At 59.1% G+C, this 13,760-nt stretch carries 16 protein-coding genes and 1 pseudogene; 8 read left to right on the top strand and 9 right to left on the bottom strand.

The window, feature by feature from the left end; genetic code table 11:
* The first annotated feature begins 205 nt into the window (after window positions 1-205).
* On the top strand, window positions 206-865 hold the full coding sequence (locus BLU01_RS12325; protein ID WP_092275458.1) for a dual specificity protein phosphatase family protein: 660 nt from the start codon (window positions 206-208) through the stop codon (window positions 863-865).
* Here the strand turns inward: BLU01_RS12325 and BLU01_RS12320 are convergent.
* From BLU01_RS12320 to prlC, 3 genes are all read right to left on the bottom strand, one after another.
* Window positions 846-2,888 (bottom strand): M3 family metallopeptidase, encoded by a 2,043-nt coding sequence (locus BLU01_RS12320; protein WP_092275455.1) that lies wholly within the window; start codon window positions 2,886-2,888, stop codon window positions 846-848. The two genes, BLU01_RS12325 and BLU01_RS12320, sit on opposite strands and share 20 nt — an antisense overlap.
* 114 nt (window positions 2,889-3,002) lie before the next feature.
* Window positions 3,003-3,290: a YheV family putative zinc ribbon protein gene (locus BLU01_RS12315; protein ID WP_092275451.1), complete on the bottom strand. Its 288-nt coding sequence runs from the start codon at window positions 3,288-3,290 to the stop codon at window positions 3,003-3,005.
* Window positions 3,287-5,365: an oligopeptidase A gene (gene prlC, locus BLU01_RS12310; RefSeq protein ID WP_167370427.1), complete on the bottom strand. Its 2,079-nt coding sequence runs from the start codon at window positions 5,363-5,365 to the stop codon at window positions 3,287-3,289. Before prlC ends, BLU01_RS12315 begins: the two co-directional genes overlap by 4 nt.
* A gap of 62 nt (window positions 5,366-5,427) precedes the next feature.
* On the opposite strand from prlC, the gene BLU01_RS12305 reads away from it, so the two are divergent.
* From BLU01_RS12305 to BLU01_RS12295, 3 genes are all read left to right on the top strand, one after another.
* Window positions 5,428-5,973 carry a gamma carbonic anhydrase family protein gene (locus BLU01_RS12305; protein ID WP_092275448.1) on the top strand — a complete coding sequence of 182 codons (546 nt, stop codon included), beginning with the start codon at window positions 5,428-5,430 and terminating at the stop codon, window positions 5,971-5,973.
* Window positions 5,974-6,015: 42 nt separating this feature from the next.
* Complete coding sequence (locus tag BLU01_RS12300; protein ID WP_092275444.1) at window positions 6,016-6,666, top strand: HAD family hydrolase; 651 nt, start codon at window positions 6,016-6,018, stop codon at window positions 6,664-6,666.
* Between the two features lie 232 nt (window positions 6,667-6,898).
* Window positions 6,899-7,357: an REP-associated tyrosine transposase gene (locus BLU01_RS12295; protein WP_092275441.1), complete on the top strand. Its 459-nt coding sequence runs from the start codon at window positions 6,899-6,901 to the stop codon at window positions 7,355-7,357.
* A 123-nt stretch (window positions 7,358-7,480) separates the two neighbouring features.
* Here BLU01_RS12295 and BLU01_RS12290 read toward each other — a convergent pair whose 3' ends face one another.
* Entirely contained in the window at window positions 7,481-8,557 is a 1,077-nt protein-coding gene (locus BLU01_RS12290; protein WP_092275438.1) for an aminopeptidase, read from the bottom strand.
* Between the two features lie 59 nt (window positions 8,558-8,616).
* Between BLU01_RS12290 and BLU01_RS12285 the strand changes: the two genes are divergently transcribed.
* Both BLU01_RS12285 and BLU01_RS12280 read left to right on the top strand, forming a co-directional pair.
* Window positions 8,617-9,039 (top strand): PA0061/PA0062 family lipoprotein, encoded by a 423-nt coding sequence (locus BLU01_RS12285; RefSeq protein WP_092275435.1) that lies wholly within the window; start codon window positions 8,617-8,619, stop codon window positions 9,037-9,039.
* Between the two features lie 40 nt (window positions 9,040-9,079).
* Complete coding sequence (locus BLU01_RS12280) at window positions 9,080-9,499, top strand: PA0061/PA0062 family lipoprotein (RefSeq protein WP_092275432.1); 420 nt, start codon at window positions 9,080-9,082, stop codon at window positions 9,497-9,499.
* 67 nt (window positions 9,500-9,566) lie between these two features.
* Here the strand turns inward: BLU01_RS12280 and BLU01_RS12275 are convergent.
* Both BLU01_RS12275 and BLU01_RS12270 read right to left on the bottom strand, forming a co-directional pair.
* A pseudogene (locus tag BLU01_RS12275) lies at window positions 9,567-9,797 on the bottom strand (DUF1161 domain-containing protein); the annotation flags it as partial.
* Between the two features lie 246 nt (window positions 9,798-10,043).
* The gene (locus BLU01_RS12270; RefSeq protein ID WP_092275426.1) at window positions 10,044-10,475 is read right to left on the bottom strand and encodes an OsmC family protein; all 432 of its coding nucleotides are present in this window, start codon (window positions 10,473-10,475) and stop codon (window positions 10,044-10,046) included.
* Window positions 10,476-10,712: 237 nt separating this feature from the next.
* On the opposite strand from BLU01_RS12270, the gene BLU01_RS12265 reads away from it, so the two are divergent.
* Window positions 10,713-11,714, top strand: coding sequence for an LLM class flavin-dependent oxidoreductase (locus BLU01_RS12265; RefSeq protein ID WP_092275422.1), 1,002 nt, complete (start codon window positions 10,713-10,715; stop codon window positions 11,712-11,714).
* Window positions 11,715-11,781: 67 nt separating this feature from the next.
* On the opposite strand, the gene BLU01_RS12260 is transcribed toward BLU01_RS12265, so the two are convergent.
* Window positions 11,782-12,006: a DUF1161 domain-containing protein gene (locus BLU01_RS12260; RefSeq protein ID WP_092275419.1), complete on the bottom strand. Its 225-nt coding sequence runs from the start codon at window positions 12,004-12,006 to the stop codon at window positions 11,782-11,784.
* 120 nt (window positions 12,007-12,126) lie between these two features.
* Entirely contained in the window at window positions 12,127-12,342 is a 216-nt protein-coding gene (locus BLU01_RS12255; RefSeq protein ID WP_092275415.1) for a dodecin, read from the bottom strand.
* Window positions 12,343-12,499: 157 nt separating this feature from the next.
* Between BLU01_RS12255 and BLU01_RS12250 the strand changes: the two genes are divergently transcribed.
* Window positions 12,500-12,826 (top strand): DUF883 family protein, encoded by a 327-nt coding sequence (locus tag BLU01_RS12250; protein ID WP_092275412.1) that lies wholly within the window; start codon window positions 12,500-12,502, stop codon window positions 12,824-12,826.
* Here BLU01_RS12250 and BLU01_RS12245 read toward each other — a convergent pair.
* Entirely contained in the window at window positions 12,799-13,716 is a 918-nt protein-coding gene (locus BLU01_RS12245; protein WP_092275409.1) for a LysR family transcriptional regulator, read from the bottom strand. The genes BLU01_RS12250 and BLU01_RS12245 overlap by 28 nt on opposite strands.
* Between the last annotated feature and the right edge of the window lie 44 nt (window positions 13,717-13,760).

Raw genomic sequence — 13,760 nt, 5'->3', positions numbered from 1 at the left:
GGTGAAAAAACCGCGCATCGGCAAACTTTGGTAACAAATGGTAGCAGGCTAAGCATCCGCAAAAATCGATTCAGCCCAAATAAATCGGCTTTTACGACGAAAGCAGTAGTCCTGCGGGCGGATTCACGATTCTTTGACGACCGGCTCACAAGCCGTTGACCGCCCCGGCGGCACGCTTGGCTGACTTCCCGCACGGTCGCTCAGCATGTCCAAAATCTTTTCTTCGATTTGCCTGTCATTGGTCGCGTTGTTCATGGTTCCACTGGCGCTGGCCGACGACATCGCGTCCACCAGGCCGGCGCAATGGGCGCAGTCGGTGGACCGCCAATACAACCTCTTTCAAATGTCGCCGAATCTCTACCGCAGCGCTTTGCCCGACAGCGGCGTGGTGCCGCTGCTGGACAGGCTCCAGGTCAAAACCGTGATCAATTTCCTGCCGGAAACGGATGCGCGCTGGTTGTCGGCGCCGGGCATCGAAAAGGTGCAATTGCCTTACCGCACCAGCCACGTCGATGACGCGCAGATCATCGCCGCCCTGCGCGCCATTCAAACCGCCGAGGCCAAGGGGCCGGTGTTGATGCACTGCAAGCACGGCTCTGATCGCACCGGCCTGATCGCCGCGATGTACCGCGTGGTGCTGCAGGGTTGGAGCAAGGAAGACGCGTTGAATGAAATGACCACCGGCGGTTTCGGCGACAGCAGCCATTTCAAGGACAGCGTTCGTTACATGATGCAGGCCGATACCGACCGACTGCGCACCGCGCTGGCCAACGGTGAATGCAGCACCAGTGCGTTTGCCGTGTGTTCGATGAAGAACTGGTTCCAGTCGGCCAATCTCGAGTCCGTCACGCAACCGGCGAAGTGACGCCGGTCGGAAACAGATCATCACCCAGCGCTCGCCCGAGGAATTCCTCCAGCGAAACCATCAAGGAACGCGCATCCCCCGGGCCAAAAACCGCCTCGCGAAACGCCCGGCCGGTTTGCGCATTGAACACCCAGTCTCTGTCGAAACGTTTGAACGCTTCGCTGGCCAACACGCCCGACCATTTATAGGCGTAAACCGACGCTTCATACCCGGTGGCCAAGTAGTCGAAACCGTTGGCGAAGCGTGCGTAGACCGGCATTTTCAAGTGCGGCAAGCGGCGCTGCACGTCGGCGAAAACCTGCTGCGCGCTGCGCCCGTCGCCCTGGCAACAGTGCAACTCGAAATCGAAAGAAGCGCTCAGCAACAAGTACGCGGTGTCCCAACTGCTGTGCTTCTGAATGGCGCTCATCGCCGCGTTGACCCGAGCTTCGCTCAGGCGCTCACCGGTTTGATGGTGGGCCGCCAGCCACAGCAGAAACGCCGGGGACTGGCACCACAGCTCAAAGAATTGCCCGGCAAACTCCGCCGTATCGCGCCCGAGTTCGCTCACTCCTGACAGGTTGTAGTGCGTCGAACGGGTCAGCACTTGGTGCAGGCAATGCCCAAATTCGTGGAACAACACCCGCAGGTCCAGATGATTCAGCAAGCGCGGTTGACCTTCGGCGACCGCGGCGAAGTTGGCGTGAAGAATGGCGATCGGCAACGTCTGTCGACCTTCGGCGTCGATTCGACGATTGCGCGGGGTGGCGGTCCAGGCAAAATCCGGCGCGGGCTGGCGGTGATAGGGATCAAGATAAATGTGCCCGATCACTTGCCCGTGCTCACTGACCTCAAACAATCGAACCTCGTCGTGCCAGCGCTCGAACAGGTTTTGCTCGACGATTTGAATGCCGAACATGCGTTCGCTGAACAGGCACAGTCGGCGCAGGGTGCCGTCGAACGGAAAATAGCTGCGCAGGTTTTTCAGCGCGGTTCCGAGATTGCGTTGGCGCAGTTTCTCGGCAAGAAATAAGTGATCCCAGGCCTGCACATCGGCCAATCCGAACTCGGCGGCAAGGGTCGCTATCGCCCGTGCATCGGCTTCGAAATGCGGCATTTCCAGCGCCACTTGCTGGCGCAGAAAAGCGCTGACGCGTTCGGTCGAATCGGCCATGCGGTTGGCCAGACTCAATTGCGCGAAGTTTTCATAGCCGAGCAGCAGCGCTTTGCGATGCCGCTGAGCCAGCAACAGGGCCAGCACCGGTTCGTTGTCGAACTGCCCGGCGTGCGGGCCTTGATCGGAGGCGCGGGTGAAATACGCCGCGAAATACTCTTCGCGCAGGGCGCGGTTCTCGGCGTAGGTCAGCACTTGATGACACGTGGCGCGGTCCAGCGGCAACAGCCAACCTGAGTGGCCGGCCTGCCGCGCATTCTCGGCGAGGCGATCCTGAGCGGCCTGGTTCAATCCTTTGAGGTGTTCGGCGTCAGCGATGCGCTTGCTCCACGCCGCGTTGGCGTTGTCGAGGTTGTTCAGAAACAGACTTTGCAGCAGGCCGATGTCGTGATTCAGCTTCGCCAGGTTGCCCTGCTGTTCAGCGGACAACTCGATGCCCGACAAGCGAAACCCGCGGAGGATTTTTTCCAGCACCGCTTTGCGCGGTGCGTCGAAATTCACCGCAATAGCGCTTTGCGCCAGCGTTTGATACGCGCGGTACAACGCCAGATTGCTCGATTTATCCGCCAGGTAACGGTTCTGCGCCTCGGCACACACGGCGCTCGCCCGACGCCATGCATCGCCTTCGTGCTGCACGGTGTCGAGGGTGGCGATGATGGCCATCACTTCATCCAGCCGCGCATCGGTTTCAGCCACGGCCAGCACCAGATCGTCCCAGGTCGGGACGGCCGATTGCGTGGCGATCACGTCGGCGATGACCTGACGGTTGTCAGCAATGATTTGTTCGACGGCGGGGATCAGATGTTCAGCGCGAATGGACGACCAGGGCGGCAGGTCCCAGCGCTGCAATAACGGATTGATATCAGGCATGGCATCTTCCTTGATGAGCGATTCAATCGGCTCAGCTTAAAAAGGAAGCGCAGGGCAGAGGTGGTAAACAGATACCACCTTGCACCCGTTCCGGTGTGCAAGGTGGGGGATGACTCAGTGCTGCTCGTCGGGCTTTTTCTTGAGCTTCGGGTTCGGGAAGAATTGCACTGCCTGAACCTTGGCGTCCGGCACTTTCAGCGCCGAAACGTTGACCCGCGTGCCCAATTCCTTGGGCACCGACAGGCCTTGCTCATTGAGCGTGTCGGAATAACCGCAAGCCACGCATTCGCGATGCGGGACCTCGTCTTCGTTCCACATCATCAATTTGTCCGGCTCGCTGCACGCCGGGCAGACCGCCCCGGCGATAAAGCGTTTCTTGGTGATCACAGGCCCGTCACTCATGCTGCCGCGTCCTCACTCAGGCCGCTGTGACGCAAGAGTGCGTCAATTGATGGCGCACGGCCACGGAAGTCGACGAACAGCACCATCGGCGCCTGCGAACCGCCGCGCGCCAGGATCGCCTCACGGAAAGCGCGCCCGGTTTCAGCATTGAGCACGCCGTCCTCTTCAAACTTCGAGAAGGCATCGGCGGACAGCACTTCCGCCCACTTGTAGCTGTAATAACCCGCCGCATAACCGCCGGCGAAGATGTGCGCAAAGCTGTTCGGGAAGCGGTTGTAGGCCGGCGGACGCATCACCGAGACTTCGTCGCGCACGCCTTCGAGCACTTGCAGCACACTGCGGCCGTCGCCGTGGGTGGCGTGCAATTCGAAGTCGAACAGCGAGAATTCCAGTTGGCGGACCATCATCAGGCCGGACTGGAAGTTCTTCGCCGCGAGCATTTTGCCCAACAAGTCTTGCGGCAGCGGTTCGCCGGTTTCGTAGTGACCGGAGATCAGCGCCAGTCCTTCCGGCTCCCAGCACCAGTTTTCCATGAACTGGCTTGGCAGCTCGACCGCGTCCCACGCCACGCCGTTGATGCCGGACACGCCAGCGTGCTCGACGCGGGTCAGCAGGTGATGCAAACCGTGACCGAATTCGTGGAACAGCGTGGTCACTTCATCGTGGGTCAGCAGCGCAGGTTTGCCGCTGTCGGCCGGGGTGAAGTTGCACACCAGATTGGCCACCGGGCTCTGCAACACGCCGTCAACCGTGCGACGACGGTCGCGAGCGCCGTCCATCCAGGCGCCGCCGCGCTTGTTGGCGCGCGCATAGAGGTCGAAGAAGAAGCGGCCGACGTGCTGGCCGTTTTCCTTGATTTCGAACAGGCGCACGTCCGGGTGCCAAGTGTCGAAGCCTTTTTGCTCGGCGATTTCGATGCCGTACAGGCGCTGGACGATGGCAAACAAGCCGCCGAGCACTTTGTCGATCGGGAAGTACGCGCGAAGGGCTTCCTGGGCAACGCTGTAACGTTGTTCGCGAAGTTTTTCACCGTAGAAACCGCTGTCCCAACTTTGCAGGTCCGGGCAGCCCTGTTCGGCGGCGTAAGCCTTGAGTTGTTGCAGATCCTGCGCAGCGAACGGCTTGCTGCGCTTGGCCAGGTCACGCAGGAAGCTCAGGACCTGGTCGCTGGATTCGGCCATTTTGGTGGCAAGACTCAGTTCCGAGAAACTGGCGAAACCGAGCAACCTGGCCAATTCCTGACGCAGGTCGAGGATTTCTTCCATCACCGGGCCGTTATCGTTCTGGCCGGCATTCGGGCCTTGGTCCGACGCGCGGGTGCAGTAGGCGGCGTAGACTTCTTCGCGCAGGGCGCGGTCGTGGGCGTAGGTCATCACCGCGTAATAGCTGGGGAATTCCAGGGTGATCAGGAAGCCTTCTAGGCCTTTGGCCTGCGCGGCGGCGGCCATTTGCGCCTTGGCCGAATCGGTCAGGCCGGCGAGGGTGGCTTCGTCGGTAACGTGTTTGGTCCAGGCTTGCGTGGCGTCGAGCAGTTGGTTGGAGAAGCGGCTGCCCAGTTCCGACAGCTTGCTTTGCACTTCGGCGTAGCGCTTTTGCTCGGCTTCCGGCAAGTCGATACCCGACAGACGGAAGTCGCGCAGGGCGTGTTCGAGGATAGTTTTCTGCGCCACATCGAAACCGGCGGCTTCGGGGCTGTTGGCCAGCGCTTCGAAGGCCTGGAACAATTCGCGGTTCTGGCCCATCTCGGTGGAGTAGGCGCTCAGGGCTGGCAAGCAGGATTCGAAGGCTTCGCGCAATTCGGCGCTGTTGCACACGGCATTCAGGTGGCTGACCGGGCTCCAGGCTGCGCCGAGGCGGTCATTGAGTTCGTCCATCGCCAGCACCAGGCCGGCCCAGGTCGGTTGTTTGCCCTGGGTTTTGAGGATCTCGATAATGGCGGCGCGGTTGTCAGCCAGGATCTGTTCAATGGCCGGTTGCACGTGTTCGGCACGAATTGCCGAGAACGGCGGCAGGTCGTAGGACTGCAAAAGAGGGTTGTTCACGCTCACGGTTGGCACCTTGGCTGGAAGAAACATGCGGCCATCTTAATTACAATCGACGTTCACCGCAGCTATCAGCGACAGAGAGAGAACCTATCGTGACCCTTCGCAAGTATCTCAACCACACGCCGCTGCTGGGCAAAGGCGCTTTTGTCGACCGTTCGGCGGTGGTCATCGGCGACGTCGAAATCGGCGCGGACAGTTCCGTGTGGCCGCTGACGGTGATCCGCGGCGACATGCACCGCATCCGCATCGGCGCGCGCACCAGTGTTCAGGATGGCTGCGTGTTGCACATCACCCACGCCGGGCCGTTCAATCCCGCGGGTTTTCCCTGCCTGATCGGCGACGATGTGACCATCGCGCATAAAGTCATGCTGCACGGTTGCTCGATCGGCAGCCGCGTTCTGATCGGCATGGGCAGCATTGTCATGGACGGTGCGGTGGTCGAGGACGACGTGATCATCGGCGCCGGGAGCCTGGTGCCGCCGGGCAAACGCCTGGAAAGCGGCTTTCTCTACGTCGGCAGCCCGGTGAAACAAATCCGCCCACTGTCCGACAAGGAAAACTCCTTTTTCACCTACAGCGCGGCGAACTACGTGAAGCTCAAAGACCTGCATCTGGCCGAAGGTTACGACCAGATCTGATCGCTCTCGATTAAACCGACCCGCTACTGCCCAGGAATTTTCATGCATCACCAAACAGTTTTATTCGACCTCGACGGCACCCTTACCGACCCGCGAGAGGGGATTACCCGCTCGATTCAATTTGCCCTGGCCAATCTGGGTATCGACGAGCCGGACCTGAGCAAACTCGAACACTTCATCGGCCCGCCGCTGTTGCAGGCGTTTATGCAGTTCTACGGTTTCGACGAAGCCAAGGCCTGGCAAGCGGTGAATTTTTACCGCGAACGTTTCAAAGTCACCGGGCTCTACGAAAACCGTGTGTTCGACGGTGTTACGCCATTGCTGGAAACCCTGATCGGGCAGGGCCGGCAGTTGTATATCGCGACGTCGAAACCGTGGATATTCGCCCGGGAAATCGCCCGGCATTTTGATTTCGCCAAACATTTCAAAGTGATTTACGGCAGCGAGCTGGATGGCACGCGGACCAATAAAGTCGAGTTGATCGCTCATCTGATCGCCGAAGAAGGCCTCGACCCGGCGAACACCCTGATGATCGGCGACCGCAAACACGACCTGATCGGCGCCCGAAGCAATGGCTTGGCGGCCGTCGCAGTAGGCTACGGTTTCGGCAGCCACGCAGAACTCACCGCCGAAGCCCCGGCCTATCACTTTGAGACGCTGGATGAGATGCACCAAGCGTTTTTGCGCGGTTAGTCAGACCGCCATCGCGAGCAAGCTTTGCTCCCACGGTTTGTCAGCCTCAGGAGGCTGGGTTCGCTTCTATGGTTTTGTCGCGAACGCAACATCATCCCTTGCGCCGACTCTGTGGGAGCAAGGCTTGCCCGCGATGGCTCCCTCACAGACACATCCTGAGCAACTGTTTAACCCCCGCAGACTCCTTGTCGCCTAGCCTGATAATTCAGCTCACGATCAAGGACGATCATCTATGCCTAGCCAGAATTACTCTCACCGTTTGCGCACCGGCCGCTATTCGGAATCCGGACAAATCTATCTGGTGACCGTTGTCGCGTTAGAACGCCAGCCAGTTTTTACCACCTATAAAACAGGCCGGTTGGTCGTCGAAGCATTCCGAAAGGCGCAAGAAGAGCAGTTCGCCAACTCTCTTGCCTGGGTGGTCATGCCGGATCACTTTCATTGGCTGATTGAACTTCAAAACCTTTCACTGCCTAAATTGATGGCGCGCACCAAGTCGCGGACGACGGTGGCATTAAACCGTGCGACGCAGCGCCAAGGTCCGCTTTGGCAACAGGGTTACCACGATCGAGCGATTCGCAAGGAAGAGGATTTGTTGGCGGTTGCCCGGTATATCGTTACCAATCCTGTGCGTGCGGGTTTGGTTAAAAAAACCGGTGATTATTCTTTGTGGGATGCAATTTGGGTGTGAGCCATTTCTGATGTGATTTTGCGGGCCTCATCGCGGGCGAGCCATGCTCCTACAGATTGGGGCAACACATCCCAGTGGGAGCATGGCTTGCCCGCGATGAGGCCCGCCAAACCGCTGCAAATCTTAACTCCCGGCCAACGCTTTCAACGCCGCTTTGCGCTCATCAACTGGCAACTGGCCCAACTTCTGTACCTCGGCGTAAAACCTCAGCCAATCGCCATCAACCTGGCGGAATAACGCCGCGAACGCCGGCACCCATTGGTCGTACAGGCCGAATGGCAGTAGCCGTGCGTTGTTCAGCGGTTGGTTGATCCAGGCGTCGTAGCGTTTGTCTCCGGCCCATTGGCCGTCGCGCAGTGCGCGGTAGTCGCTGCGTAACCGTTCGAATTCGGCGGCTTTGCGTTGGCGCATCTGCTCGGCGGCCAGCGGTTGGGCGTAGAGCTGTTCCAGGCGCGTGCGGGTGTCGAGGATCAGTTGGATGAACTGGTCGCGCTGGCGCGTCTGCGCGCCGATGTCGGGTGCGAGACCACGGCTGGCGCGCCATTGGCGGGTGCCTTCCTGCTCGACGAAGGTGGCGAAGGATTCATTGAATTCAGTGTCGTCCTGTACATAAAACTGCTGATGCGCCAGTTCGTGGAAGATCAGCGTCGACAGGCGTTCATCGCCCCAATGCATCATCGAGCTGATGATCGGATCGTTGAACCAGCCCAGCGTCGAATACGCCTCGACGCCGCCAATCGCCACGTCCATGCCTTGCAAACGCTGAATGGCCGCCTCGCCTCGCGCGGCGCTTTGGCTGTAATAGCCGCGATAGGCCACGCAACCGGCGATCGGAAAACAATGATTGTGCGGCGTCAGGGAAAATTCCGCCGTGGCGAACACATTCCACACCACATACGGCCGGCCAATATCGGCGTACAAGCGATAGCTCTGGTTATCCGGCAGGTGCAAATGCGCGCTGGCGAACGCTCGGGCCTTTTGCGATTGCGCCAGGTGCGCGCGCAATTGGCCATCGCGCTGAGGGTCGGCAACCACCTCGGCAACCGGCTCGCGGGCGCGCAGCAACTGCAACTGACCCGACGCCAATTGCCCGTAATAGCTGACGCTGGCGCAACCGTTGAGCAACAAAAACAACACACCCGGAAACAAAACGCGCAAAACGCGATCAAGTAACCCAAGGCTTGGACACGGCCTGATCAAAATAAAAACATCCCTGGAAGTCTGCCGACAAGACTATCCCGCTTGACTGGAGCTCCGCTATGCGCAAGTTGATGCTGACCGCAAGCCTGCTGACACTGGCTGGTTGTGCCGGTTTTGGAATGCCCGACCCTGATCCGGCGCAAGCCTGGATCGACCTCGATTCGAAACAGGATGACGCCGCGTTACAAGCGCTGAAAGTCGACGACAAAGCGGCCACCGACCGACGTTATTTTGAAGTGCAGCCCGGCAGCCATGAGCTGAAGGTGCGTTACCAGTTCGCGGTGCAGCCGACCAATATCGGCCCGACCAGCGAACCGCTGTGGCGCGATTGTCAGTTGAGTGTGAAATTCAAGGAATTCAACGCCGGCCAGCGCTATCAGCTGCAAGCGGGGAATATCGGCTTCCGGCCATGGGCGAAGCTCTACGACCAGCAGCAGAAGGTCATTGGCCAAGGCACACCGGCGGGCTGCCAGAGCACTTGATCGGCGCTATGCTGAATGACTGATCTTCGGGAAATTCATCATGCGCAGGTTTTTGTTGCTGCTCGTTGCAGGCGTTGTATCCGGTTGCGCGAGCCCGTTGCCTGCGGTCGATCCGCAAATGGCCTGGATCGACCTCGCCACGCCAACGCCGGGTGGCAAGCTGCTGATGGCCGAACGCCTGGATAAACAGCGTTTAGCCGATGGCCGTTACTTCCAGGTAACGCCCGGCAGCCACGAATTGATCGTGCGCTTCGACTTCGAGATCTTTGGCGGCGGGCTGGGGATTTTCAGCGATCCCCAGGAGCGGCTGTGCTACATGATCGTGCAATACGACCATTTCGAGGCCGGCCAACGTTATCGTCTTGAAGGCCGATCCCTTTCCTTTACCCCTAGCGCGCGATTGCTCGATGCAAGGGGTGAAATTGTTGCCGAAGAACGACAGATCAACTGCGTGCCTTAGGCTGGCCAACATCAGCGGGCTGATCAACGCCAGCAGGTGGCTGAGTGCCAATAGGCTGATCATCGCCATTTTTTTGATAAATGATGGCTTTGGTACCGTTCTCGCAGCTGCCGACGACCATGGCGATGTCGTGCTTTTCAGCTTCTTCCTTGGTGATAATCTCCAGCGTGTAGGACGGCACGGCCCTTGCCTGGATCTTCACTTCAATCTCATTTTTGAGTTCTTCACAATTTTTGATCTCGGCGAAGGCCGAGGTCGCCAGCGAACAGCAGAAAATCGCCAGGGCAAAACGTTTCATGGTTGAAGCTCCTTGAGGCAGCGCGCAGGTTGCTGCGCTTTAGCTGCTGTCGCCAATTCGACCACAGTTTTGCCGAACGCGTGCTGACTTCGCTCACAAACCGGGGTTTTAGCTGTTGGTATTCAAGCGTTTGCAAAGTTGCCATCGCGAACAGGCTCGCTCCCGCCAGTGGAAATGCATTCCAGGGGGGAGCGAGCCTGCTTGCGAAAGCGTCGGCGCCATCAGCGCCGACTCAAGCCTTGTCGATCAGCTGACCAGCGTTGCATCCAGGCTGATTTTCGCATTCAGCACTTTGGAAACCGGGCAGCCTTCTTTGGCCTTGTTGCTCAATTCTTCGAACTGAGCCTGGCTCGCGCCAGGAATTTTAGCCTTGAGGATCAGCTTCACCGCGGTGATCGCGAATCCGCCTTCCACCTGGTCCAGAGTCACTTCGGCGTTGGTGTCGATGCTTTCAGCCGTCAGGCCGGCATCGCCGAGTATCATCGAGAACGCCATGGAGAAACAGCCTGCGTGGGCTGCGCCAATCAGTTCTTCAGGATTGGTGCCTTTGCCGCCCTCGAAACGGGCCTTGAAGCCGTAGGGCGCTTCTCTGAGTACACCGGTTTCAGTGGAAATAGAGCCGATGCCGGTTTTCAGGTCACCTTCCCAATGAGCCGATGCTTTCTTCGTGATAGCCATGTCTGCCTCCTCAAGATCCGGCGCGAGCGTCGCGCCTTCGTGGTTTTCGGTTGCTAGGGTTCTGAGGATAGAAGACTGGGCAAAGTTCATCTTGTCGGAACAAACCGCTTATCTGGTAGGCAAATTCGTCGCTGCTATTGAAACTCGGGTATATGCCCTCATTGCATAGGGAACGCTTTAAGACTCGGCAGGTTTTCGTTCGTGAAAAACCTGCGACCCCATTGGAGAAGCAGGTTTATGAAACGACTGTCCGATATCAAATACTCGACCCTCGATCTGGTGCCGGTGCGCGAAAATGGCAGCGCTGGCGAGTCGCTGCGCAATTCCCTGGACCTGGCGCAACACGTTGAAAAGTTCGGCTACACGCGATTCTGGGTGGCCGAACACCACAACATGGACGGCATCGCCAGTTCGGCGACCTCGGTGTTGCTCGGTTATCTGGCGGGCGGCACTTCGACCATTCGTGTCGGCTCCGGTGGGGTGATGCTGCCCAATCATGCGCCGTTGGTCATCGCCGAACAGTTCGGCACCCTCGAAAGTCTTTATCCCGGCCGGATCGACCTGGGCCTGGGCCGCGCGCCCGGTTCAGATCAGATGACCGCCCGCGCGCTGCGCCGTGAACGCTCCGGCAGCGCTGATGAATTTCCACAAGATGTTGCAGAATTGATGCGTTACCTCGGCCCGCGCACGCCGGATCAACGGATCATCGCGATGCCGGGCACGGGCACCAATGTGCCGGTGTGGTTGCTTGGTTCCAGTCTGTTCAGTGCGCAATTGGCCGGCGAGCGCGGTTTGCCCTACGCCTTCGCCTCACATTTCGCCCCGCGTTTCATGCACGAGGCGATTCGCGTCTACCGCAATCACTTCAAGCCGTCGGCGACGTTGGACAAACCTTACGTGATGCTCGGCGTGCCACTGGTGGCGGCGGATACCGACGAACAGGCCGATTACCTGGCGACCTCGGTCTACCAGCGAATTCTCGCGTTGATGCGTGGCCAGAGCCTGGTGCAACGTCCGCCGGTGAAAACCATGGACGGCTTATGGTTGCCGCACGAGAAGGAAGCGGTCGGCGATTTCCTCGGTCTGGCGATGGTCGGCAGCCCGCAGAAAATCCGCGCGAAGCTGGAAGTGCTGGTCGAGCAGACCCAGGCTGATGAGCTGATCTTTACCAGCGACCTCTACGAACATGCCGATCGCGTGCGCTCGTACGAGTTGCTGGCGCAGGCAATGAAGGGCTAAGGCCCAGATCGCGCGCAGAAAAAAGCCGACTTGTTTAAGTCGGCTTTTTCATTTCACACAAGCGAAATCAGCCTCGTTTGTAGACGATTTCCTTGCTGCCGCCTTCACAGGTGCCGACAACTTTGCCGTCAGCCGCCGTGCCCTTATCGACGATATCCAATGTGTAGCTTGATGCACCTTTGGCATCGATCTTCGCAGCGATTTCCGCTTTCAGCTCTTCACATGGCTTGCCGGCAGCCAACGCTGTACCGGCAAGGCTCAACAAACCTACTGCCAAAATAAACTTCTTCATCGGTCGCATTCCCTGGTCGGATCAATAGGGGCACCCGGCGATTAGCCAGGTGCACATGTAGCGCTTTGCCATTCCCTATGGCACTCGGCCAGCGCGCAAGTTCAGAAGACTAGCCCAAACTCAGCTGCTGGCAATCCTGAACCCGACTTTGAGTGTTACTTGAAAATGCGCAGCCTTGCCGTTCTCGATGTGGCCGCGGGTTTCGGTCACTTCAAACCATTCGAGGTGTTTCAGGCTCTTGCTGGCTTCGGCCAGCGCATTGTTGATTGCGTCTTCGATGCTGGTGGGGGACGAGCCGACCAGCTCGACTTTTTTGTACGTGTGATGGTCAGTCATAGCGTTCTCCTTGGGGTATGAAATACAGCCTAGCAGTGATTTTTCGTATTACTTCTGTCGGCTATTCCCACAGCAAAGTTCAGAATTAATGCACTTTCTCAGAAGGCTGAAGTCCCAACCAACACACGCTACTCATCACCAATGAAGGAGAGCCAACATGGCCAACACCTCTTTACGTAAAGCCTCATTGCAAAGCATGGAAGCCGAGATCGAGAGTCTTCTCAAGTCGCTGGAAAGCCTGAAGGACGACGCTTCGGACGAGTCGCGCAAAACTCTCAAGGTATTGAAAAGCAACGCCGAGAGCGCGCTGAAGCACTCGCGCCACCTGCTCGCCGATGCTTATGAAGAAGTCAAAGTGAAGACCCGCGAAACCGGGATCGCCACTCGTGATTACGCTCAGGAACACCCTTGGACGACAGCGGGTGTCGCTGTTGGCGCCCTGGGCCTGCTTGCAGCCTACTTGCTGTGCAAACGCGGTGACTGATCCGCTTGGCGCAGCTCGTTTTTCAGCCACTGCGCCAATTGCCGAGCGCGCCCGTCTGCGGCGCGCTTAGGTAGCCACAACGCCAGTTGCGCCGGTGTTTCACTGAAACCCCACGGCGCAACCAGGCGACCGGCCTTCAAGTCCTCGGCCACCAGCGGCTCCGGGGCGATCGCGACACCCAGCCCGGCGACCGCCGCTTCCAGCAAATAATACAAATGCTCAAAACCCTGCCCGAACTTCAACGCCTTGGCGTCGAGGCCGCTTTGCTGTGCCCAGCTCGGCCAGGCTTGCGGGCGCGAAGTGGTGTGCAACAGCGGTTCATTCAGCAGCGCCTCTGGTGCAGCGTCCTGCAAATTGGCGTAACCGGCGTAGCGCGGGCTCATGACCGGGCCGATGCGCTCGCTGGCCAATTCGTAAACTTGTATGTCGGCGGGCCACGGGGGCTCGGCGAATACCAGCAGAGCGTCGAGCCCCGGCCGCCGAGGGTCGAGGTCGCCTTCACCGGCCGACAGGTGCAGGCGCAAGTCCGGCAGGTCCGCGTTGAGTCGGCCGAGGCGCGGAATAAACCAGCGCGCGAGCAAGCTGCCGGATAAACCCAGGACGAACGGCGCGTCGGCGGTGCTCTGGGTCAATTCGGCGCAAACCGTGCGCAAGCGCTCGAACGCTTCGCCGCTCGCATCGCGTAACCGCACACCGGCATCTGTGAGTTTAAGGCCTCGACCTTCCTTGACGAAAAGGCTGACGCCGAGGTGTTCTTCAAGCACTTTAAGCTGCCGACTGACGGCGCCATGGGTGACGTGCAGCTGCTCGGCGGCTTGACTGACGCTGTTTAGGCGGGCGGTCGCTTCGAAGGCGCGAAGGGCGTTCAGCGGAGGAAGGTCGTGGCTCATGGTATCTGTGAGTTTTCCTGACAGGTTGCGGCGATCTTATCGGT

The sequence above is a fragment of the Pseudomonas prosekii genome (assembly GCF_900105155.1).
GTDB lineage: Bacteria > Pseudomonadota > Gammaproteobacteria > Pseudomonadales > Pseudomonadaceae > Aquipseudomonas > Aquipseudomonas prosekii.
Note: the sequence above shows the minus strand (reverse complement) of the source record. Positions and strands in the feature narration are given on the sequence as shown.